Origin of the sequence: Streptomyces doebereineriae (assembly GCF_031845645.1) — a bacterium.
Lineage (GTDB): Bacteria > Actinomycetota > Actinomycetes > Streptomycetales > Streptomycetaceae > Streptomyces > Streptomyces canus.
Map to the genome: position 1 here is coordinate 1 of NZ_JAVREZ010000038.1, position 22,688 is coordinate 22,688.

Sequence of the window (22,688 nt, forward strand, 5' to 3'; positions counted from 1 at the left end):
CCGGGGCGAAGGTCGGGTCGTCGAAGACCGTCCGGTAGTTCGCCAGGCCGGTGAAGGGCGCATCCCCCTGCACGAACGAGCGCACGGTGTAGTGGCGCAGGCTCAGGTCGAGGTTGCGGTACAGCGGGTACGCGTAGAACAGGACGAGGTACAGGGTCACCGGGGCGAGGAAGGCCCAGGCGGCCCACTGCGGGGAGGCGGGACGGCGCCGCGCCTCGGGGGCCGCGCCCTTGGAGTCGGTCCGCGGGCGCGGCACTTGTGTCGTCTGGCTCATCAACTGGCCCCGGGGTGTGCTCACTTGACGGCGGACTGGGCGTCGGTCAGCGCGTCCTTCGGGGACTTGGAGCCGCTGAGTGCGGACTGGACGGCCTTCCACATCTGCTCGGAGATCTTCGGGTACTTGGTGCCGAGGTCGTCGCTGGTGCGTCCCTTGGCCGCCTTGACCGCGTCGACCCAGGGCTTCAGCTCCGCGTTCGCGGCCACCTGCTTGTCCTGGACCTCGCTGGTGGGGGCCACGTAGGACAGGGTGGTGTCGGTGTCGTACAGGTTCTGGGTGCTGGTCAGGCAGGTCGCCAGCTTCTGGGCGGTGGTGTAGCGGCCGGTGTCGTCCTGTACCGGGAGGGTGACGAACTCGCCGCCGGTCGGGGCGGCGGCGCTGCCGCCGGAGGCGCCGGGTATCGGGAGCACGCCGTAGTCGAAGCCGGCCTTCTTGGCGTTGGCGAGCTGCCAGGTGCCGTTCTCGGCGAAGGCGTAGTCGCCGGTCGCGAACTCCTGCCAGCTGGTCGTCTGGGTGTTGTTGAGGACCGAGTTGGGGGCGTAGCCGCCCTTGAGCCAGTCCTTCCACAGGGAGAGCGCCGACTGACCCTGGGCGGAGTCGAGTTGGGTCAGCTTCGCGCCCGCGCCCCAGAACCACGGCAGGAACTGGAAGCTGCCCTCCTCGGTGCCGATCGCGGAGAAGGTGATGCCCTTCTTGCCCGCCTTCTTCACCTTCTCCAGGGCCGCCGTCAGGGACGCCCAGTCCTTCACCGAGGTGATGTCGACGCCGGCTTCCTTCAGGACCTTCTTGTTGTAGTAGAGGGCGAGGGTGTTGGCGCCGATCGGGGTGCCGTAGGTCTTGCCGCCCGACTGGCCGGCCGCGAGGAGGTTGGGGTCCACCTTGGAGGTGTCCAGCTTGTTGTCGTCGGTCGTGGTGAGGACGCCCGCCTCGGCCAGGGTCGAGACGACCGGGTTGTCGACGATGAGGATGTCCGGGGAGTTGCCCTGCTGGGCCGCCAGCAGGGCCTTGTTCGTCAGGTCGCTGGTGTCGAAGCCGGTCCGCTTGGCCTTCACGCCCGCCTCGGTGCCGCACTTGTCGAGCAGGTTCGTCCAGGCCGAGCCCTTGGCGAACTGCGGGTAGGGGTCCCAGACGGTGTACGTGCCGCTGTCGGCGCCCTTGGTGCCGCTGCTGCCGGAGCCGGAGCCGCAGGCGGTGACGCCGGTGGCGACGGCCAGGGAGATCAGGACCGCGGCGGTCGGACGGCGCCGTCTGGAGAAGCTGTTCATGGTGGGTTCCTTCGGTTTGTGGCATGCGGGTGCCGCGGCAGGGGGCGCGCGGAGATGAGGGCACCGCGAGCAGCGCCGTGGTGCCCGGGCGTGCGGCGGTGTGACGAGTGGTTCCGGGGTGCGGTCAGGCCGTCGTGTCGGCCCGCGGAGGCCCCGCGGGCCCGGTGCTGGCCCGCAGCGAGATCGGTGGGATGAGCAGATGCTGCCGGGGCTGCGCGTCGGAGTGGTCCAGCCGCTCCACCAGCAGGTCGACGGCGAGCCGGCCCATCTCGGCCGCCGGTACGTCCGCCGCGGTGAGCTGCGGGGTCACCGTCTCCGCCCAGCGGTTGGCGACGATCCCGGTGATGGAGAAGTCGCGTGGCACATGGCGTCCCGCGTGGGCGAGTCCCCGGTAGAGGCCGCCCAGCGCGGCCTCGTTCAGGGTGACCAGGGCCGTGGTGGCCGGGTCGTCGTGCAGGATCCGTTCCACGCAGGCCTGGCCCGCGGCGGCGTCGTCCCCGCAGCAGTACGTCCGCACCGTCAGCCCGCGTTCGGCCGCGGCCTTCGTGAAGCCGTCCAGTCCGCGGTGGGCGGACTCGTACCCGGTCCTCAGGAGTTGTTCGGGCCGGTTGACGAAGGCGACTCGGCGGTGGCCGAGGTCCGCGAGGTGATGGACGCAGGCCGCCGCCAGCGCGGTGTGGTCCAGGCCGACGTACCAGCCGTCCTCCGGGTGGGCGGTGCGGCCGATGGCGACGGAGGGGAAGCCGAGCGCGGCCAGGTGATCGGCCCGGTCGTCCTCCAGCCTGATCTCCATCAGGATCGCGCCGTCGACCCTGCGCTCCCCCAGCAGCCGCTGGAAGGAACGGTCGCTGTCCATGCCGCTGGGCGACAGCAGCACGTCGTAGTCGTAGGCCGCGGCGGCCTCCACCACGCTGCCGATGAAGTCGAGCTGCATCCCCGTGTAGTGGTTCCCGGCCGGCGGGAAGACCAGGCCGATGGTGCTGGTCCGCCCGTTGGCCAGGGCGCGGGCGCTGGCGCTGGGCTGGTAGCCCAGTTCGTCGACGACCTGCTGGATCTTCCGGCGCGTGTCCTCCGACACCGGGCGCTTGCCGCTCAGTGCGTAGGACACGGTGCTGCGCGAGACACCGGCCCGCCGGGCGATCTCACCGATGTTCACGGCGACTCCTTGGGACGGGCGACCGGCTTGTCGAACCGGTTCGCGTGGAAGTGAACGTAGGAACTGCCCCGACGCCTGTCAATACCCTGAACGTATTCGCTGACGGGGTGGGAGAGGCAGCGAGATCCCTGTGTCGAAGGGATTGCTGGCCCGATGTCCCGGTGCTAGCTTCGCCGAACCGGTTCGACACAGTCGCCCAGGGCGACTCCCTCGCACCTACCGTCACAGAGCCGCCGCACCCGCATCCCCCTACACGTGCCCTCCCCCTGCACACCTGCCTGGATCGAACCGATTCGACGGCGACTGAGACGGGCCGACGGAACCCGTTACTCGACGATTGAGGACGTATCCATGTCATCCGCTGACAGATCCACGCGCCGCCGCGCGCCGGCCGCCATGGCGCTGGCCGTCGGCGCGGGCCTGCTGGCCGCGCCCGCCGTTTCCGCGCACGCGGCCGAGGCGCCCGGGCCCGCCGCCCGCTACACCTTCGACCAGGACGACCTCGCCTCCGGAAGGATCACCGACAGCTCCGGCAACGGACTGACGGCGAGCCTGGTGAACGGCTCGACGGCCCAGTCCGTCGCGGGCACGGACGGCGGCAAGGCGCTGGCCCTGCCCGGCGGGGCCCCCACCTCCGACGGCGCCTACGTCCGTCTGCCCCGCGAAGTGGTCGGCGACGCAAGCGACTTGACGGTCTCCGCCCGGGTGAAGTGGAGCGGCGACACGTCGTCCTGGCAGCGGATCTTCGACCTGGGCACCGACACCAGCAAGTACCTCTTCAGCACGCCCTACAACGGCAATGGGCTGTTCCAGACCTCCGTGACCACCGGCGGAGGCGGCGCGGAGACCCAGGTCCGCGGCTATGCGGCGCTGCCCGCGGACGCGTGGCGGACGGTCACCGTCACCCTCGACACCACCGCGGGCCGGCTCACCACCTACCTCGACGGGGTGGCGGTCTCCTCCGCCGCGACCGCCATCAAGGCCAAGGACCTGCTGAGCGGTTCGGCGACCGCCGCCGGCTACATAGGCAAGTCCCTCTACCCGGACCCGCTGCTCAAGGGCGCCGTCGACGACTTCGCCGTGTGGCACTCGGCGCTCACGTCCGAGCAGGTGGCCGGCCTGGTCGGTGCCGTACCGACTCTCCAGGAACTCTCGAAGACGTCCTTCGACGTCCGTACGACCGACGGGACCGCCCCGACCCTCCCGGCGGCCGTCCGCGCCGGCTTCTCCGACGGTTACGACCGCGACACGCCGGTCACCTGGGACGCCGTACCGCCCGAGAAGTACGCCGAGCCGGGGACCTTCACCGTGGCGGGAACGGCCGCGGGACGCGCGGTGCGGGCGAACGTCACCGTGGTCCGCGAGGGACAGCTCACCGTCGACCTCGGCTCGGACACCGGCGCGTTCCACGGCGGCGCCTCCGGCACCCTCTACGGGGTGTACGGACCGGACGTGCCCACCAACAACCTCATCGAGGGCATGGGCCTGCGCACGGTCTCCACCAAGGCGCAGGACGGTCCGCAGCACCCCGGTGCGGACGCACTGGACGTGGTCAAGCCGCTGGCCGACTCCACCGACGGTGATGTCTACATCTACATGACCGACATCCACCGCGGCTTCCCGTACGAGTGGCCGGGCGACACCCCCGCGGAGAAGCTCAAGCTCTATGAGGAGAAGATCGCCAAGCAGGTCGACCAGGTGCTCCAGCTGCCGAAGCAGTACCAGGACAACATCGTCTTCGTGCCGTTCAACGAGCCCGAGGGCAACATGTTCGGCACCGGCCAGTGGAGCTACAACAAGGTCAGCTGGCTCAGCGACCCCGACGACTACTTCGCCGCCTGGGACTCCGCGTACAAGCTCATCAAGACCAAGATGCCGGACGCCCGTATCGCCGGTCCCAACACCAGCATCCTCTACGACCAGGTGAAGGGCTTCCTCACCCATGCCCTGGCCGCAGGCACCCTCCCGGACGTCATCACCTGGCACGAGCTGAGCCACCCGGAGGCGGTGCGCGCGAGCGTCGCCAAGTACCGGGTGTGGGAGAAGGAGCTGTTCAAGGGCACCGACCGCGAGGGCACCCAACTCCCCATCAATATCAACGAGTACGCCTTCAACTACCACACCTCCGTCCCCGGCCAGATGATCCAGTGGGTCTCCGCGATCGAGGAGTCCAAGGTGGACGCCGACATCGCGTACTGGAACATCGACGGCAACCTCTCCGACTCCGCAGTGCAGTCCAACCGCGGCAACGGCCAGTGGTGGCTGCTCCATTCGTATGCCTCGATGAGCGGGCACACGGTGGCGGTGACCCCGCCGTTCCCCGGCGAGAACTACACCATGCAGGGCGTGGCCACGCTCGACCAGAAGAAGAAGCAGGCCCGGCTGCTCTTCGGCGGCTCCACGGGCAAGGGTCACATCACCTTCTCGGGCGTCCCGAAGAAGCTCTTCGGTGACCGTGTGCACGCCTGGGTGCGGGAGATCGAGTGGAGCGGGCAGGTCGGCGACTCCTCCGGCCCGAAGCTGCTCACGGAGACGAACCTGAAGGTCGCGGACGACGGCACGGTCACCGTCGACTTCGGTGACAGCGCGCTGCCGAAGCTGAAGGAGTCCTCGGCGTACGAGATCGTCCTCAGCCCGGCCGGGAAGGCGGCGAAGACCCAGTCCCCGCCGGTGCGTTGGCAGGGTTCGTACGAGGCGGAGGACGCGGCCCACACCGGGTCCGGCTACTCGAAGAACGGCCCGGAGGGCTCCACGTCCGACGTGTCGAAGTTCTACACCTCCGGCGGCTACGACGTGGGCGGACTGCGCACCGGCTCGGACGTCACGCTCGACTTCACGGTGGACGTGCCCGAGGACGGCACCTACGACCTGAGCGTCTTCGCCAACTCCCTCAACACCTTCGACAAGGTGAAGGAGCAGGGGCCCACCAATGTCTTCCTGCGCGTGGACGGCCAGGCCGACAGCGAGCAGCAGCTGTATCTGCCGCTCGGCTACAAGTGGGTGGTGTGGGACCACACCGACACCAAGGTGAAGCTCACCAAGGGCAAGCACACGCTGACGCTCGCGGCGAAGAGCCTGGACGGCAAGCGTGCGACGAAGGGTGACGCCATCGTCGACCGCCTCACCCTCGCCCTTCCCGCGGCCTCGGCCGGCACGCAGGTCTACGAGGGCGAGCTGGCCTGGCTGAGCGGCGGGGCACAGCCCGTCTACACCCTGCCCGAGCGGGCGGCCACCGGCTCGGGCGCGGCCCGGCTCGCCAAGGGCCAGACCGCCACGTTCTGGGTGTACTCCCCCGCCGACCGCGAGGCCACCCTCGGGGTCGACACCCTCGGCGGGACCGGCGCGCGGCTCTCCGTCAACGGACATGACGTCCTGCGCCTGGCCAAGAGCAGGAGCAGCGTCGCGGTCTCCCTCTCAGGCGGTGTCAACAAGGTGACGCTGACGGGCGGTTCGTCGGTCACCCTCGTCGACCGCCTGACGGTCGCACCGACCGAGGGAGCGCTGAAAGCCCGTACGTACGAGGCCCAGGACGCGGTGCTCGCGGGCTCGGCCACGCTCACCCCGCTGCCCCTGGCCACCGACGGCACGGCGATCACCGGCATCGGCGGCGACCCGGGCAACGGCAACACCGCGACGTTCACCGTCGCCGCGGACCGGGCCGGTCTGTACGCGTTGCGCGTCCGCTACTCCAACCTGGAGCAGTCCGAGGCCACCCACTACAACCCGGACCCACTGGCCCGCCACGCCGACATCACCGTCAACGGCGGCGAGACGCGGCGCGTCGGCTTCCCGCACAGCTTCCACCAGGACAACTTCTGGGAGCTGACCGTCCCCGTCACCCTGAAGAAGGGACAGAACACGATCGCCTTCCGCTCCGAGGAGCTGCCGAACTTCGACGGCACGACCTACGCCTCGGAGACCTTCCCCGGAGTGCTGCTCCGATCCCGTTACGCGCCGCTGATCGACCGGATCACCGTGGCGCCGTACTCGCGGGAGAAGTGACCACCACCGGCGGCGCCGTCAGGCGCCGCCGGTGCCGGCCCTTCTCCGTCCGCCCGTCGGCGGGGGCGCCGTCGAGGCGCGTACGACGAGCTCGACCGGTGGGTCGCTCGCCGGGGCCGGCTCGGCGTCCGGTTTCTCGATGGCCTGCACCAGGAGTCGCAGCCCTTCCCGGGCCACGGCGTCGAACGGCTGGCGCACGGTGGTCAGCGGTGGGGTGACATACGCGGAGACGGGGATGTCGTCGAAGCCGACGACACTTACGTCCTCCGGCACACGCAGGCCCGCTTCCAGCAGTGCGCGGACGAGGCCGACGGCCATGTCGTCGTTGGCGGCGAACACCGCGGTGACATCACCGGCGGCGGCGAGTTCGCGGCCCGCCGCGTAGCCGGACGAGGCCGACCAGTCGCCCTCGATGACGGGCGGCTGTTCCCTGTCGCGTGCCGCGAGCGCCTCTCGCCAGCCCCGGAGACGGTCCCGGGCGGCGAACCACCTTTGCGGGCCAGCCAAGTGATGGACCGTCACATGCCCGAGGTCCAGCAGGTGTTCGGTGGCCGCCCGCGCCAGTGACTCGGCACCGACGCCTGCCGCGACCGCGCGCGGGCCCCCGAATGCCGCGGGCGCGCCGAGGACCAGGACGGGGACGCCGGCTGTGAGCGGCACCGAACCCTCGTCGATCGGTTCGGACACGACGATGCCGTCCACGCCCTGTTCGAGAAGCGACTCCACGGCCCCCGCGACACCCGCCGGATCGCCCTCCTGCGTGTTGACCACGCGGAGCGCGTATCCCGCGTCCCGGGCGGCCCGCTCGATGCCGATGAGCAGGGAGGCGGGGCCGTACAGGGCGGTTCCGAGCGCGACCACGCCGATCGAGCGGGTACGTCCCGAGGCCAGCGCACGGGCCGCGCTGTTCAGCCGGTAGCCGAGTTCCTCCGCGGCCTGAAGCACCCGCCCCCGTACATCGGCGGACACGTATCGCTCACCGTTGAAGACCCGCGAGACCGTCTTCTGCGACACGCCGGCCAGCCTGGCCACATCCACGGCACGCGGCGCGCCAGGGCTCTGGCCCTGTCCTCCCACTGGCGTCATTGATGTCTCCCGATGTCGGCACCTCGAATCCTAGCCAGAGCGACTGGTCAGGGCTTGAACCCCCTGGGAGACACCGTTACCCGGTGTGGCCGTCCGAGCGGCGGCGGTGCAGTGTGAACGTCTCGAAGACCGACAGGTCGCCGCCGGGCTTGTTCACGTTGTAGTAGGTCACGTGCATGCGGGTGGTGTCACCGGCGTGCCGGCCGGGGTCGACCGTGAAGGCGGCGAAGCCGTAGGGGTGCTCGATGTCGCGGACCCCCGTCCAGACCGCCTGCTCCTTGGTGTAGGTGGACGTGCGCTTCCCGTTGGCACCGGCGGTCGCCGACACGGCGGTGATCACCTTGGCGGTGCCGTCCTTGAAGAAGTTCTGGTTGGTGGTGCCCGAGACGCCTCCGCCCCCGAGGATCATGTGCACGGTGCCCAGGCCGGTGTCGATGGAGTCGGTGGCCCCGGAGACCGGGTTCGGGGTCAGCGTCTCGCTGCCGGTGACGACTCCGCGGACGGCAAGTGAGCGCTCGTAGTTGTGCTCGTGGCCGCACAGGACCAGGTCCACGCCGTACGTGTCGAACAGCGGGCCGTACTTCTGGCGCAGGCCGAGGTCGGCGCCGTTGGCGTCCGAGGAGCTGATCATGACCTGGTGCATGGCCACGACCACCCAGTCGATGTCCCGGGAGGACCGCGCCGCCTTCAGCTCCCTTTCCAGGAAGGCGAGTTGGCGCCCGCCGGAGTAGCCGCTGACGTAGATGTCACCGCCGTCCTGGAGGCAGTTGTCGTCGTTCTGGAGCACGATCACGCGGACCGAGCCGACCGTGAACGCGTACCAGAGACCGGCGAGTTCGGCGTCGGTCTCGGTGGACGGGAGGGCGAAGTAGGTCTGGTAGGCGCCGAGTCCGAGCGGGCCGTTGGCCTTCTCGATCTCGTGGTTGCCGGCCGCGGGCATCCAGGGGCGGAAGCGCGCGGAACGGGTGTTGTTGGTGAAGAAGTTGTTCCAGGTGCGGACCCGGTCGACGTCGAGGTTGGCGTAGCACAGGTCGCCGTTGAGGAGGTGGAAGAGCGGGGCGACCTGCTCGACGCCGGTGACGATGTCCTTGGTCGCGGGGGTGGAGTTCGCGTCCAGCGCGGGCGTGCCGTTGGCCGCCCAGGTCACCTGCGGCGCGGACTGGTCGCCGAAGCTGGTGAAGGTGAACGGCTGCCGCCCGCGCGGAGCCGTCCGGAACGTACCGCTGTCGGGGGTGGCCCCCTCGTGGGTGGCGAGGTAGATGTACTCGGTGCCGGGGCGGAGCCGTTCCAGCGCGGCGTGGTGGACGTACACGGTACGGCCGGACGTGCCGTCGACGTAGGTGGCGGTCCGGGCCTCGGAGCTGGAGCCGAAGCCGTGCTCCAGGGTGCCGTAGCGCACCGCCGGTCTGGTCACCGGCCGGTCGGTGAGCCACGAGACCGTCATCTGGGTGCGCGGGTCCGCGCCGAAGGTCAGGTGCAGCCCCTGGACCGGGGGCGCGCCGGAGGAGTCGGCGGTGAGATGCAGGGCGGGGGCGGCCTGTGCCGTTCCCGCTCCGAGCAGCGGGGTGACGGCGGCGCCCGCCCCCGCGGTACCGAACAGGCCCAGCGCGTGCCGCCGGCTGACCCCCTCGGAAGCCTTCGGCGACCCGTCCGATGTACCTGGACCTGACTGTGCGGTCATGGTGCCCTCCCTGGCTGACGACGACCGCACCCTGGCGCGCCTCGGCGGCACTTGAGTGAACGCCGCATGGCCAGTTGGTCGTCGAGCCGGGAGTGGCGGCCCACGAGGGCGAATCTTGCCTCCGCCTTTGCCGGGGGCCGCCCGGCCGTTGACGCTCGGAAGAGGACCGTCTCCACTCCGGCCCCTGGGACTCACCCCGGACCGCGGGGACCGTCTCCCCCAACCGGCGGTCCTCGACGTGACCGGTTCCTACCATCTGTGCGTCACCGGTTCGACCTTCAACGCGACGCCACGCGAGCCAACACAGCCAGCCTTGCCCGCACGGCCCGTCACCCGTCAGAATGGTGATGTGAACCTCGACCATGTCTTCGTGTGCGGCGATCCGGCCCTCGACTTCGCCGCTACCCTCCGGGCGCGGCGCTCGACGCGCTTCGAGATGTTCGCGGCGCCGGACAGGCTCGACGCATGGTATCGGGAGTCCGGCGTCGTCGACGCAGTCTCGCCGAGCAGCGAGGCCGACGTCGAGCAGGCGACGACCGTACGGGAAGCCGTGTACCAGCTGGTGACCGCCCGCCGGCTCGGTGAGGAGTACGGCACCGGGGCGCTGGCCGTGCTCAACAGCGCGGCCCGCAAGCCGCCCGCGGTGCCCCAGCTCACCCCGTCCGGGCGGTGGACGCAGGCCGGCCCGGAGGAAGCGCTCTCCACGGTGGCCCGCCTCGCGGTGGAACTCCTGAGCGGCCCCGACGTACCCCTGCTCAAGGAGTGCGGCAACCCCGAGTGCACCCGCGTCTACATCGACCGCTCCCGGGGCATGCGCCGGCAGTGGTGCGGCATGGAGTCGTGCGGCAACAAGATCAAGGCGGCGGCGTACCGGGCCCGGAAGAAGAGCGTCAGCCCGTGACCGGTCCCGGGAGGGGCGGATCCGGCAGAGCAGGCCCGCCCCGTCCCGCGCTCAGGCGATCGCGGCCAGCCTGAGGAGTACGGCCGTGTCGGTACGCGGCAGACCGACGGTCAGCTTCCCCTCGGCCCCGTCCCACTCCACCGCGGCGTCGGCCGTCGTGGGCTGAAGCACCTCCGGCCGCGACTCGACGCCGCGCAGCGGGAGGGGCGGATCCGCCAGACCAGGCCCGCCCCGTCCACACTCAGGCGGTCGCGGCCAGCCTGAGCAGTACGGCCGTGTCGGCGCGCGGCAGGCCAACGGTCAGCTTCCCCTCGGCCGCATCCCACTCCACCGTGACGCCGGCCGTCGTGGGCTGAAGCACCTCCGGCCGCGCCTCGACGCCGCGCAGGTGGGTCAGCGTGAGCGTACGGCTCTCCGGGGCGCCGGCCCGCTCCCGCCGCCACACCGCGACGAGCGTCGCATCCCGCCCCCGCAGCCCGTGGGCGATCCAGCCGTCCTCCCAGTCCGGCAGGCCCAGCGGCCAGAAGGGACGGGCGCCGGCGATCTCCGGCCGGATGTCCTTGTACACCCGGATCGCGGAGCGGACGAGCTCGAACTGCTCGTCGTTCATGCCGTCGAGGAAGCCGGAGAGATGGATCCGGCCCAGCAGTGCGCCGGTGAGGGTGAACGCGATCCGGTCGGGGGTGTGGTCGGGCTGCGGGTAGGCCCACACCGCGGCCTGTTCGGGGGCCACGGCGGTGGCGGCGGCCGCGGCGATGGGCGGGTAGCGCAGCAGGTCCTGCTGGTCGCTGGTGGACTGGAGCTGGGTGACGGCGAGTTGGGCGTAGTCCATGCGCAGACCGCCGGAGCCGCAGTTCTCCAGGACCAGGCCGGGATGCCGGTCCAGGAGGGCGGACATCCAGTCGAGGTGGGCGCGGTGGTGGCCCAGCAGACCGGCACCGGGGCTCTCCGGGCCGTTCTCCGTGCCGGATCCGATGTTGATGTTGTAGTCCAGCTTGAGGTACCCGACGCCCCACTCTCCGACCAGCCGGTCCACGACCGCGTCGAGGTGGGCCCGGGCGGCGGGGTGGCGCAGGTCCAGATGGTGCCGTCCGTGTTCCGTCACGCGCACACCGCCGCGCCGGAAGAACGCCTCGGGGGGCAGGGTGGCGGCCAACGGGCTGCGCACACCCACGACTTCGGGCTCCAGCCACAGCCCCGGGACCATGCCGTGCCCCCGGATCGCGTCCAGCACCTCCTGGATGCCGCCAGGGAAACGCCCCCGGGCGGGCTGCCATGCGCCGACGGCGTCCCACCAGCCCTGGGCGTCGTCGTCGTACCACCCGGCGTCGATGACGAAGACCTCGGCGCCCGCCGTCCCCGCCGCCTCGACGAGCGGCAGGAGCTTGTCGGTGGTCGGGTCACCCATGAGGGTGTTCATGTAGTCGTTGTAGATCACCGGCAGGGCGCGGTGGTCGGGGTGGTCGCGGCGGATCAGCCTGCGGTAGTCGGTGAGTTCACCGAAGGCGGCGTCGAGGCCGCCCGTCTCGCCGCGGACGAGGACGGCGGGAACGGTGTGGAAGTCCTCGCCGGGCGCGAGGGTGTGCTGCCACTGGTGGTGGGCGTCGTCAGGGCCGAACAGGGCGACGTAGGCGGCGCCTTCGCGTTCGCCGGTCTCGAAGCGCCACCCCGCGCTGGACTCGATCTGCCACAGCCAGGCGCGGCCGGTGAAGTCGGTGAGTGCCCCCATCGGCAGGTGCCGCCCGGTGGACCAGCTCCCTTGCGAGGAGCGCTCGAAGCAGCCGCGCCCCTCGTGACCGTGCGCGGGCCGGCTCAGCGGGACGACCTGGTCACGGAAGGGGGCCTTGCGCCAACGGCACTCGGCGAGCCAGTCGTTGTCCGCCCAGTGCAGGGTCAGTCCGTCGAGACCGCCGCCCACGTCGGTGATGCCACCGACGGTCAGGGTGCTCACGCTCTCGAGCCGGAGGGGTGTGCTGCCCTCGTTGACCAGACGCACCCGCGAGCGCAGGAAACCGGCACCCGGAGCCGTCTCCAGGACCACCTCGGCGACCAGGCCGGTTTCCGGGTCCGCGAGCCGGATCGTCGTACGCTCCCCGCCCCCCTCCCGGACCGTCTCGTGGTCGCGGTAGGTCAGGCGGTCGCCGATCGCGGTCTCGATGAAGCGCTCCCCCGACCACAGGCGTCCGTGCCCGGTGGCGGTGACCTCGACGAGGGGGACCAGACCGGCCCAGTCCTGGTCGGGAGCCCCGAGCCGGACCGAGCCCGTGGCGTCCAGGACGGCATGCAGCCCGAGCCCCGGGTGCGACCAGAGGCAGGATCTCTCGAGTGTGCCGACGGCTGCGGTCAACGCAATTTCCCCTTCCGGGATGGTTCGGTACTGCCACGTTCTCGTCTGGGCTGAGCTGGGAATTCGCGCTCGTCGGGCGAGAGTTGGCCGCGTCGGCGGTTGTGTTTCAAAGGTAAATCCCCAGTTACGGTCTCTTGACGCCCGCAATGTGACCGCTCACAATCCTCGCATGCATGTGACCGGTCACACAAGCTTCGACGGCCAGACCGCTCCCTCCCCGGGGCGGCGCGGGCCCGTCGCCATCCACGATGTCGCGCAGGCGGCGGGCGTCTCCCACCAGCCCGTTTCTCGGGTCATCAACGGCCGTCCGAACGTGAAGGACGAGAACCGCGGACGCCTCGAAGCGGCTGCACGAGCCCTGGGGTCCAGGCGCAACGCCCCCACGTTCGCCCTGGTCGGCGGGGTGAGCCGAGCGGTCACGGTCGTCACCTCCAAGGACACCGGCCGAAAGAAGTCCGCACATGTGCCGGCCGAACCCACCCTCGTGCACCGCGGGAGCGCCGGACCGCGCGGCTCCTGAACCGAACCGAAACCCGGCCTCCCGCCCCCGACAGCCGACCCCGCTCCGCGATACCGCACCGCATGCCCACCGCCGCACCGCCCACCCTCACCCTCCGCACGACCAAGGATCTCGCCATGAGAAGAGCCGTCTCCGTCCTCGCCACTGCCTGCGTCATCGGGCTGACCGCCACCGCGTGCAGCGACAGCACCGCCGGTGGTGCCGGCGCCGCGCCCACCGGGTCGGTCGACGCCACCGCCTCCCTCAAGGGCGTCAAGCTCACGATGTGGGTCGCTCAGAACAGCGTCTCCGAGCCCAAGCAGGTCATCGAGGCGTTCGAGAAGGCCACCGGGGCCAAGATCACCACGGAGGTGATCCCCGACCCGTACGAGTCCAACGTGCCGACCAAGCTCGCCTCGGGCACCAAGCCGGACCTGATGTTCTGGCAGCCCACGGGCAGCACCCTGCCGTTCGTCCAGCCGGCCCAGAACCTGCTCCAGCTCGACAACGAGGACTGGGTCTCCAAGCTCGGCAAGACGGAGCAGAGTCTCGGCCAGGTCGACGGCCACCGCTACGCCGCGATCGTCACCAGCCCCGCGGTGCTCGGCGTCTACTACAACAAGGCGGTCTTCAAGAAGGCCGGCATCACCGAGATGCCCACCAGCTACGACGGCATGCTCGCCGACGCCAAGACCATCAAGGAGAAGACGGGCGTGGCCCCCTTCTTCGAGGTCGGCGGCGACAAGTGGCCGCTGCAGTGGCAGGTGCAGCTCCAGATGACGGACCTGCCGCAGACGTTCTGGGACAGCCTCAACAAGAACAAGGGCTCCTGGACCGACAAGGCCATCGTGGACGCCATCACCAAGTACAAGACGAAGGTCCTCGACGGCGGCCTCGCGCAGAAGAACTACAAGACCGCGACCTTCGTCGACCAGGGCAAGGCGATCATGGACGGCAGCGCGGCGATGGCGGTCAACGTCACCTCGCTCCAGTCCGAGATCCAGGCGACCTCCAGCACCGCCGAAATGGACGAGAAGCTGGGCTGGTTCCCGCTCTCCAACAGCGCCGCCAAGGCCGAATACTCACCCGACCAGACCAACGGCGTGGTCGCCTTCAACACGGGTGACAGCAAGCGGCAGACGGCCGCCCGGCAGTTCATGTCCTTCTGGCTCGGTGCGGATTACCCGGCCTACATCAAGGCCAACAAGCTGGTATCGGTGGAGCCGTCCGTGCCCAACCCCGACGGACTGCCGCAGACCGCCATCGCCCAGGCCGAGGCGCTCTCCACCGCCACCGGTGTCTTCCAGGTCAAGGCGCTGACCGCCCCCGACATGCACCTCGCGCTCGCCGACATGATCTACGGCAAGAAGACCCCGCAGCAGGTCGCGCAGGCCGCCGAGGACCAGTTCGACCAGGTCCTCAAGGCCCGCGGAGTCTCCGGCTTCTGACCGGCACCGAAGCGCTCCGCCGGGAGTGCCGCGCCCTGTGCCGTCGCTCGTCTGCGGTGCCGTCGTGGCTGGTCGCGCCCACGCAGCAGAGCCGCAGATCTTCGTCTGACCCTCCCCCGGGCCGCCCGTCGGCGGCGAGCCCGGGGTCCCGTACCGGAGGTTGAAACGTGGCGGACACAGCCACCCTCGGCGTCGGTGACGCCACGCGCGCGAAAGAAGCGGACCGGGCCGCGCGTCCCGGCCGGCCCGGGCGGTCCCGTCGCAGGGCCAACCAGCCGTGGTGGTTCGCGGTGCCCGCGCTCGCCGTGTTCGGGGTGTTCTTCCTGCTGCCGAACCTGCTGAACTTCGTCTACCCGTTCACCGACTGGTCGGCGTTCCACCCGCAGATCGGCTTCGTGGGCTTCTCGAACTTCTCCACGATCCTGCACGACGGGTCGATGGTCCGTGACCTCCGTATCACCCTGGAGTACGCCGTCCTCGTGGCCGTCTTCCAGAACGGCTTCGGTCTCGGGCTCGCCCTGCTCCTGGAGCGCGACACCCGCTTCAACCGTTTCTTCCGCGCGGTGTTCTTCCTTCCGGTGCTGATCTCCGCCCTGGCAGTGGGCTATATCTTCCGGGCCCTGCTCGCCCAGGACGGGGCGCTCAACAGCGTGTTGTCGTCGCTGGCGGGTCACCCCGTCGACACGCCCTGGCTCGGCTCGACCACCTGGACGCTGGTCGTCGTCACGCTCATCCACGGCTGGAAGTGGATGGGCCTGGCCATGCTGATCTATCTGGCCGGGCTGAAGAGCATGCCCGGTGATGTGCTGGAGGCGGCCCGGATCGACGGGGCCGGTGGCTGGCGGACCTTCTGGGCGATCAGGTTCCCGCTGCTGGCACCGGCGGTGACGTTCAACGTGACCACCGCGCTGATCGGCTCCATGAACACCTTCGACATCGTCCAGGCCACCACCGCGGGCGGACCGGGCAGCGAGACCGAGGTGTTCAACATCTACATGTTCCGCATCTTCGGTCAGGGGCTCTACGCGCAGGCCTCGGCGATGAGCCTGGTGCTGTTCCTCATCGTCGTCGTGCTCGCCGTGCCCGTCATCGTCGGTCTGCGCCGCAGGGAGAACAACCAGTGACCACCGTCGGCGCGTTCGCGCCCGTCCACCGGCGCCCGTGGCGCTGGGTGCAGCCCGTCGTCGTGTTGCTCATCGCCGCCGTGACCATCGGCATCCCGCTGTGGCTGGTCGCGGTCACCTCGGTAAAGCCGCAGGCCGAGGCCATCAAACCCAACCTCTCCCTGCCCCACCACGCCCAGGCCGCCGCGAACTACCAGGAGACCTTCGACGAGGGCAAGATCGTCCAGGGTTTCGTCAACAGCCTTCTGGTGGTGGCCCCTTCGGTGGTCCTGGTGCTGCTCCTCGGGGCCGGTGCCGCCTGGGTGTTCGCCCGCCGCAAGGGGCGGCTGGTCAACGCCCTGTACGCGCTGAGCATCAGCGGTCTGCTGCTGCCGCCCGCGGTGATCACCATCGTGATGGAGCTGCGCCAGCTGGGCCTGGCCGGCACCCGGCCCGGCATGATCGGCGTCTACGCCGGGATGTACCTGTCCACCTCGATCTTCTTCATGACCGGTTTCATCCGCGCGCTCCCCGAGGAGTTGGAGGAGGCGGCGCGCATGGACGGGGCCGGGCCGGTACGGGTCTTCTGGCGCATCATCCTGCCGCTGCTGCGACCGGTCATCGCCACCGCGACGATCATGGTGATGCTGTTCGCCTGGAGCGACATCTTCTACGCCTTCTTCGTCCTCGGCGGAGGGGACAGGGCCACCCTGCCGCTCAACCTCTACCAGGTCGCCAGCGCCCAGCTGTACCTCAACAACTGGCATCTGATCTTCGCCTACGTCGTGATGATGAGCCTTCCCATGGTGCTCGTCTTCGTCATCGCCCAGCGCCGCATCGTCTCCGGCATCACCAGCGGCGCCGTCAAGTAACCCCACCCCCCGAAGCAACACGAGCCTCCCGCAACGGTGCGGGAGGAGGAGGTCAGCCATGCCTCGTACGTCTGCCCTGCCCGAAAGCCCCCGCACCACCCGTCGTCTCGTCGGCCTCGCCGGCGCGGCCGTCGTCTCCGCGCTCGTCGGCTCCTTCCTCACCTCACCCGCCGCCCAGGCCGCCGCCCCCCAGCTCAAGGTCGACCTCGGCACCACCACCGGCGCGGTCATGCACGGTGCGAACGGCGCCCTGTACGGCCTCAGTGACGACGGCGTGCCCGGGGACAGCGTGGTCGCGCCCCTGCATCTGAAGACCATCGCCCAGAAGGCGCCGGACGGCGCCCAGCACCCCAACGGCGACGCGCTGGTCGTCCAGTCCCAGTACGCCAGAACGGGCGGCGGCGACAACCTGATCTACATGCAGGACATCTACGCGAACTGGCCTTACGAGAACCTGGGGTTGAGCGACTACCTGACCAAGGTCGACACCATGGTCCGCAAGGTGGCGGCCCGTCCGGACGCCGGTACGTTCGTGTGGGTGCCGTTCAACGAACCGGACGGCAACTGGTACACCGGCCTCGGCAGTTCGGACGCCACGACCTACGCGAACGCGCTGAGCAGCTTCAAGAGCGACTGGACGACCGTCTACGACAAGATCCGGTCGATCATCCCGGACGCCCGGATCGCCGGCCCCAACGAGACCCACTACGACCCCCGGCTCATGGGCGACTTCTACCCGTGGGCCAAGGCCAACGACGTCCTGCCGGACATCACCACCTGGCACGAGCTGGATCCCGGTTCCCTGGCGCACTTCGAGTCCAACCTCGCCGCCTACCGGACCATCGAGACCGACGCGGGCATCAGCCCCCGGCCGGTCAACATCAACGAGTACGCCGACCGCCGCGACCTGTCCGTGCCGGGGCAGATGGTCCAGTGGATGTCGATGTTCGAGCGGAACAAGGTCGACGCCGACCTCGCGTACTGGGACATCGCCGGGAACCTGGACGACAACGTCGCCCAGACCAACATCCCGAACGGCAACTGGTGGCTGATGCGCTGGTACGCGGGGCTGAGCGGCCAGACCGCCAAGGTGACCCCGCCGCAGGCCAACACCACCGACACCCTCCAGGGCATCGCCTCCCTCGACACCGGACGCAAGCAGGCCCAGGTGCTCCTCGGCGGCGGCACCTCCGGCTCGGCCGACACCGTCATCCAGCACATCCCGTCCTCCTTCGGCAGGAAGGTCAACATCTCGGTGGAGCGCACCGCGTGGAGCGGCTACGAAGGCGGGGCGCCCGCGCCGAAGGTGCTGGCCCGCAGCACCTACGCGGTCGCCGCCGACGGCAGCGTCACCGTGCCGCTGACCGGCCTCGACCCGATGTCGGCCTACCGCATCACCGTGAACCCCGCCGGCACCGGCTCGCCCACCGCGGCCTCCGTCCCCTGGTCGGCGTCGTACGAGGCCGAGAGCGCGGCCATCACCGGCGGCACGGTCTACAGCCAGGGCTCGGTGTCCAACGCCTACGGCTACGCCACCTCGGGCACCAAGGACGTCGGCAGCCTCAACCAGCCGACCAGCAAGGTCGCCTTCACGGTCAAGGTCCCGAGGACGGGCACCTACGACCTCGACGTCTTCTACGGCAACCAGTCGGGCGCCCCGGCGACCCAGACCCTCACCGTGGACGGCGGAGCGGCCCAGACCCTCACCTACGGTCCGACCCTGAACTGGACCTACCGCGCCACCGCCCGCGCCTCGGTGTCACTGACCGCCGGCAGCCACACGATCGCCCTGGCCAAGGGCACGAACGAGGTCACCCTCGACAAGGTCGACCTCACCGCCGCCTCCACCGCGCAGACCCTCTACCCGGCCGCCTACACCGACGTCACCGGCACGCCCACGTACGGCTACTCCGCGTCCGGCATCACCGGCGCCGGTTCCCTGACGCTGGACTCCGCGGACTCGGCGATCTTCGACGTGTACGCCCCGAACGACGGCTACTACACGGTCCACACCGACTACTCCTCCGACGGCACCGGCACGCTCGCCCTGGACGGCGCCACCGCCGTGACGCTGGCCTCCACGCGCGGCAAGGTCACCGACAAGTGCTCACGGGTGTACCTGTCGGCGGGCAACAACCGCATCACCGCCGCCGCTTCGGGCTCCACCACGCTCACCCTGCGCGACCTGCGCATCGCGGCGACCGGTGACACCAAGGGCGTGACCGCCTACCAGGCCGAGGACGCCACCCTCGCCGGGACCGCCGTAGTCACCTCGGACACCTGGGCCTCCGGCGGCAAGTACGTCGGCTACATCGGCAACGGCGCGGACAACACGCTCACCTTCAAGGTCGACGCGGCGAGCGCCGGGCGCTACGTCATGAACGTCCGCTACGCCAACAACCAGGTCTCCGGCTCCGGGAACTACAACACCAACGTCGTCTCCCGCGCGGCCCGGATCGGTGTCAACGGGACCGACCGGACGGTCATGTTCCGCAACAACTACAGCTGGAACAACTACTGGGACCTGCCGGTGCCGGTCACCCTCTCCGCGGGCACCAACACGATCACCCTGGCCAATGCCACGGCGTACGCGCCCAACGTCGACCGGATCACGGTCGCACCGCTCACCGGCTGACGACGACTGTTGACCTGCTCGCATAGAGTTCCGCCATGAGCAGCAACGGTACCGAGTCCGGGGGCACGTCCAGCGGCGGTGTGCAGTCCGTCGACCGGGCTGTCACCGTGCTGGAGATCCTCGCCCAGCGGGGCGAGGCAGGCGTCAGTGAAGTGGCCGAGGCGATCGACGTCCACAAGTCCACCGCGTTCCGTCTGCTCGGCGCACTGGAGGCGCACGGGATGGTGGAGCAGGAGGGCGAGCGGGGGAAGTACCGCCTCGGCTTCGGCATCGTGCGCCTGGCCGGGGCGGTCACCGGGCGCATCGACGTCACCAAGCACGGCCGCGGGATCTGCGAGCGCCTCGCCGACAAACTGGGCGAGACGATGAACATCGCGGTCCTGGAGTCCCACCATGTGATCAACCTCGACCAGGTGCGGGGCCGGTCCGCCATCACCGCGCAGAACTGGGTGGGCCGGCTGACGCCGATGCACTGCACCTCGAGCGGCAAGGTCCTGCTCGCGCATCTCACGGAGCAGCGCCGGGACGAGCTCGTCGCCGCGGCCGGGCTCGACCGGATGACCGCCCGCACGCTGACCTCCCGGCAGAAGCTGGAGGCGGAGCTGGTCGGGGTCCGCGAGCAGGGCTACGCCCTGACGGTCGAGGAGTACGAGGAGGGCCTCAACGCCATGGCGGCGCCGATTCGTTCCGGCGACGGCAAGGTCGTCGCCGCCCTCACCGCCTCGGGTCCCGCCTTCCGTCTCACCGAGGAGCGGATGCACGAGCTGGCACCGGTGCTGATCGAGGGCGCCGACGAACTCAGCCACCGGCTCGGCTACTTGGGCTGACACCGGGCGTGGGGGCGCCCGGACCGGCTATGACCCGCTCACCCCCGAAGACGGGACATCGCCGGGTCGAACAACGGCTCCTCGGCCACGACCGCCTCCACGCGCTGGTCGAAGTATCCGATGTGCACCGCACGGCCGGCCACGGCGAGCTCCGCGGGCAGCCAGGCGTACGCGATGCCCTTGCCGATCGTGTGGCCGAAGGCCGCGCTGGTGACGTGACCGACCGGGCGCTGCCCGTCGTACACCGGCTCCTTGCCCATGACGACGGCCCGCGGGTCCTCGATCGTCAGGCAGGTCAGCTTCCGCCGCACGTCGGCCTTGCGTCGCTCCAGTGCCGCCTTCCCGACGAAGTCCTCCTTGTCGGCCTTGACTGCGAAGCCGACCCCGGCCTCGTAGGGGTCGTGCTCGTAGGTCATGTCGGTGCCGAAGGAGCGGTAGCCCTTCTCCAGGCGGAGGCTGTTGAACGCGCCGCGCCCGGCCGCGATGCCGCCCAGCGGGCGGGCCGCCCGCCACAGCGTGTCCCACAGCTTCAGGCCCTGGTCGGCGGTGGTGTACAGCTCCCAGCCGAGCTCACCAACGTACGACAGTCGCATCGCCGTCACCGGAACGGACCCGATGTGAGCGCGCTTGGCGCGGAAGTACTTCAGGCCCGCGGCCGAGAAGTCCTCGTCCGTGAGCGGCTGGAGGACGTCCCGGGCGAGCGGTCCCCACAGGCCGATGCAGCAGGTGCCGGGGGTGATGTCACGGACCTGGACCGTGCCGTCGGCGGGGAGGTGGCGGGTGAACCAGTCGAGGTCGAGGTTGCCGTTGGCGCCGACCTGGAAGAGGTCGGGGGCCAGCCGTGCGACGGTGATGTCGCTGCGGATGCCTCCGTCGTGGTCGAGCAGCAGGGTGTACGTCACCGAGCCGACGGACTTGGCGACCTTGCCGGTGCACAGCCGCTCCAGGAAGTCGGCCGCGCCCCGTCCGCTCACCTCCAGGCGCTTGAGGGCCGTCATGTCGTACATCGCGACGGTCTCGCGGGTGGCCTGCGCCTCGGCACCGACGATCGGCGACCAGTACTGCGCGGCCCAGTCGTTGGGGGTGACGATCGAGCGGCCTTCCACCAGGCCCGCGTTGGCCTCGTACCAGTGCGGCCGCTCCCAGCCGTTCGCCTCCAGGAAGAAGGCGCCCAGCTCCTGCTGGCGGGCGTAGAAGGGGCTGGTGCGCAGGGGACGCGGGTCACCGGAGGGCTGCAGCGGGTGCAGGATGTCGTAGACCTCCACGAAGTTCTGGCAGTCGCGGGCCAGTACGTACTCCGGGGCGAGCTGGTGCGGCTCGAAGCGGTTGACGTCGCACTCGTGGAGGTCGAAGGAGGAGCAGTGGCCGTCGACCAGCCATTCGGCGACGGCTCGTCCGACGCCGGCGGAGTGGGTGACCCAGACGGCCTCGGCGACCCAGAAGCCCTTGACGTCCGGGGACTCGCCGAGGAGGGGCAGCCCGTCGGTGGTGAAGGAGAACAGGCCGTTGATGGCCTCCTCGATCTTGGCCTCGCGGGTGGCGGGGAGCAGTGACTGCGTCTCGGTCCAGGCGTCCGCGAAGTCGTCCTCGGTGAACTTCAGGACCGACGGCATCCCGTCGGCCTCGTCGACGGAGAGGATCTCGTCGGCGGTGATGGGCATGGGGCGGTGGCCGTAGTAGCCGATGCCGAGGGTGTCGTGGCGGTCGCGGTAGTAGAGGTCGGCGTCCTGGTGGCGCAGGATCGGGCGCACCGCCTCCTCGGTCTGGCCCGCGAGCGCCGGGACCGGTCCGGTCCAGGCGAGCTGGTGGGCGAGCGGGGTGAGCGGGAGGTTCATGCCGGCCATGCGGGCGATCTTCGGGCCCCAGATGCCGGCGCAGCAGACGACGATGTCGGCCCGCAGGTCGCCCCGGTCGGTGCGGACGCCCGTCACTGCCCCGTCGGCCTGGAGTACGTCGAGGACCTCGTGTCGGGCCAGGAAGGTCACTCCGCGCTCGGTGGCCCGGCGGATCTGCGCCTCGACGGCGAGGACGGCCTTGGCGAGGCCGTCGGTCGGGATGTGGAGGCCGGCGAGGACCCGGTCGCGGTTGACCAGGGGGTGCATGTCGACGCACTCGTCGGCGGTCACGATCCGCGACTCCACGCCCCAGGAGGTGAGCCAGCCCTGACGGCGGTGGAGTTCGGTGACGCGCTCGGGCGTGGTCGCCACTTCGAGGCCGCCGACCTGGAGGAAGCAAGGCTCTCCGTCGACATCGAGCGAGCAGAACTTCTCGACGGTGTAGCGGGCCAGCTCGGTCATGGTCTTGGAGGAGTTGGCCTGGAAGACGAGGCCCGGGGCGTGCGAGGACGATCCCCCGGTGGCCGGGAGCGGGCCCTGGTCGACGACGGTCACCTCGGTCCAGCCACGCGCGGAGATCTCGTCGGCGAGTGCCGCGCCGACGACGCCCGCTCCGATGATGACCACTCGGGGTCCCGCCATCGCCGCACCTCCGAAATTCAAAACCGTTGAGTTGCTTTCTGCGCAACGTGATTCAGGTTGCGCAACTCAATGTGCCCGCCTCGGGGAGGGGTGTCAAGAGCTCAGCACGCAG

General features: G+C 70.1%; 14 protein-coding genes and 1 pseudogene. 8 read left to right on the forward strand and 7 right to left on the reverse strand.

Annotated features, from left to right (window positions below):
- The 3 genes and pseudogenes from RNB18_RS49595 to RNB18_RS49605 all read right to left on the reverse strand — a co-directional run.
- Nucleotides 1–274, reverse strand: a pseudogene (locus RNB18_RS49595) (sugar ABC transporter permease); the annotation flags it as partial.
- A 20-nt stretch (nucleotides 275–294) separates the two neighbouring features.
- Entirely contained in the window at nucleotides 295–1,542 is a 1,248-nt protein-coding gene (locus RNB18_RS49600) for a sugar ABC transporter substrate-binding protein (protein ID WP_311720716.1), read from the reverse strand.
- A gap of 124 nt (nucleotides 1,543–1,666) precedes the next feature.
- Nucleotides 1,667–2,698 (reverse strand): LacI family DNA-binding transcriptional regulator, encoded by a 1,032-nt coding sequence (locus RNB18_RS49605; RefSeq protein ID WP_311720717.1) that lies wholly within the window; start codon nucleotides 2,696–2,698, stop codon nucleotides 1,667–1,669.
- A gap of 396 nt (nucleotides 2,699–3,094) precedes the next feature.
- Between RNB18_RS49605 and RNB18_RS49610 the strand changes: the two genes are divergently transcribed.
- A complete protein-coding gene (locus RNB18_RS49610; RefSeq protein ID WP_311720742.1) occupies nucleotides 3,095–6,700 on the forward strand; it encodes a LamG-like jellyroll fold domain-containing protein in 3,606 nt (1,201 codons plus the stop codon).
- Between the two features lie 18 nt (nucleotides 6,701–6,718).
- Here RNB18_RS49610 and RNB18_RS49615 read toward each other — a convergent pair whose 3' ends face one another.
- Both RNB18_RS49615 and RNB18_RS49620 read right to left on the reverse strand, forming a co-directional pair.
- Entirely contained in the window at nucleotides 6,719–7,738 is a 1,020-nt protein-coding gene (locus tag RNB18_RS49615; RefSeq protein WP_311720743.1) for a LacI family DNA-binding transcriptional regulator, read from the reverse strand.
- A gap of 124 nt (nucleotides 7,739–7,862) precedes the next feature.
- On the reverse strand, nucleotides 7,863–9,467 hold the full coding sequence (locus RNB18_RS49620) for a purple acid phosphatase family protein (protein ID WP_311720718.1): 1,605 nt from the start codon (nucleotides 9,465–9,467) through the stop codon (nucleotides 7,863–7,865).
- 349 nt (nucleotides 9,468–9,816) lie between these two features.
- Here RNB18_RS49620 and RNB18_RS49625 point away from each other — a divergent pair, with 349 nt between their 5' ends.
- Nucleotides 9,817–10,368, forward strand: a complete 552-nt coding sequence (locus RNB18_RS49625; protein WP_311720719.1) for a CGNR zinc finger domain-containing protein — start codon at nucleotides 9,817–9,819, stop codon at nucleotides 10,366–10,368.
- Between the two features lie 241 nt (nucleotides 10,369–10,609).
- Here the strand turns inward: RNB18_RS49625 and RNB18_RS49630 are convergent, their stop codons facing one another.
- A complete protein-coding gene (locus tag RNB18_RS49630; protein WP_311720720.1) occupies nucleotides 10,610–12,715 on the reverse strand; it encodes an alpha-galactosidase in 2,106 nt (701 codons plus the stop codon).
- A gap of 169 nt (nucleotides 12,716–12,884) precedes the next feature.
- Here RNB18_RS49630 and RNB18_RS49635 point away from each other — a divergent pair, with 169 nt between their 5' ends.
- The 6 genes from RNB18_RS49635 (at nucleotide 12,885) to RNB18_RS49660 (ending at nucleotide 20,099) form a co-directional block, all read left to right on the forward strand.
- Nucleotides 12,885–13,235: a LacI family DNA-binding transcriptional regulator gene (locus tag RNB18_RS49635; protein WP_311720722.1), complete on the forward strand. Its 351-nt coding sequence runs from the start codon at nucleotides 12,885–12,887 to the stop codon at nucleotides 13,233–13,235.
- A 62-nt stretch (nucleotides 13,236–13,297) separates the two neighbouring features.
- Nucleotides 13,298–14,662, forward strand: a complete 1,365-nt coding sequence (locus RNB18_RS49640) for an ABC transporter substrate-binding protein (RefSeq protein WP_311720723.1) — start codon at nucleotides 13,298–13,300, stop codon at nucleotides 14,660–14,662.
- A gap of 167 nt (nucleotides 14,663–14,829) precedes the next feature.
- Nucleotides 14,830–15,786 carry a carbohydrate ABC transporter permease gene (locus RNB18_RS49645; RefSeq protein WP_311720724.1) on the forward strand — a complete coding sequence of 319 codons (957 nt, stop codon included), beginning with the start codon at nucleotides 14,830–14,832 and terminating at the stop codon, nucleotides 15,784–15,786.
- Entirely contained in the window at nucleotides 15,783–16,637 is an 855-nt protein-coding gene (locus RNB18_RS49650; RefSeq protein WP_311720725.1) for a carbohydrate ABC transporter permease, read from the forward strand. The genes RNB18_RS49645 and RNB18_RS49650 overlap by 4 nt, the downstream gene beginning before the upstream one ends.
- Nucleotides 16,638–16,695: 58 nt before the next feature.
- Nucleotides 16,696–19,272, forward strand: a complete 2,577-nt coding sequence (locus RNB18_RS49655) for a CBM35 domain-containing protein (RefSeq protein ID WP_311720726.1) — start codon at nucleotides 16,696–16,698, stop codon at nucleotides 19,270–19,272.
- Nucleotides 19,273–19,307: 35 nt separating this feature from the next.
- Nucleotides 19,308–20,099 carry an IclR family transcriptional regulator gene (locus RNB18_RS49660; protein ID WP_311720727.1) on the forward strand — a complete coding sequence of 264 codons (792 nt, stop codon included), beginning with the start codon at nucleotides 19,308–19,310 and terminating at the stop codon, nucleotides 20,097–20,099.
- 38 nt (nucleotides 20,100–20,137) lie between these two features.
- Here RNB18_RS49660 and RNB18_RS49665 read toward each other — a convergent pair whose 3' ends face one another.
- On the reverse strand, nucleotides 20,138–22,576 hold the full coding sequence (locus RNB18_RS49665) for a GcvT family protein (RefSeq protein ID WP_311720728.1): 2,439 nt from the start codon (nucleotides 22,574–22,576) through the stop codon (nucleotides 20,138–20,140).
- Nucleotides 22,577–22,688 lie beyond the last annotated feature (112 nt).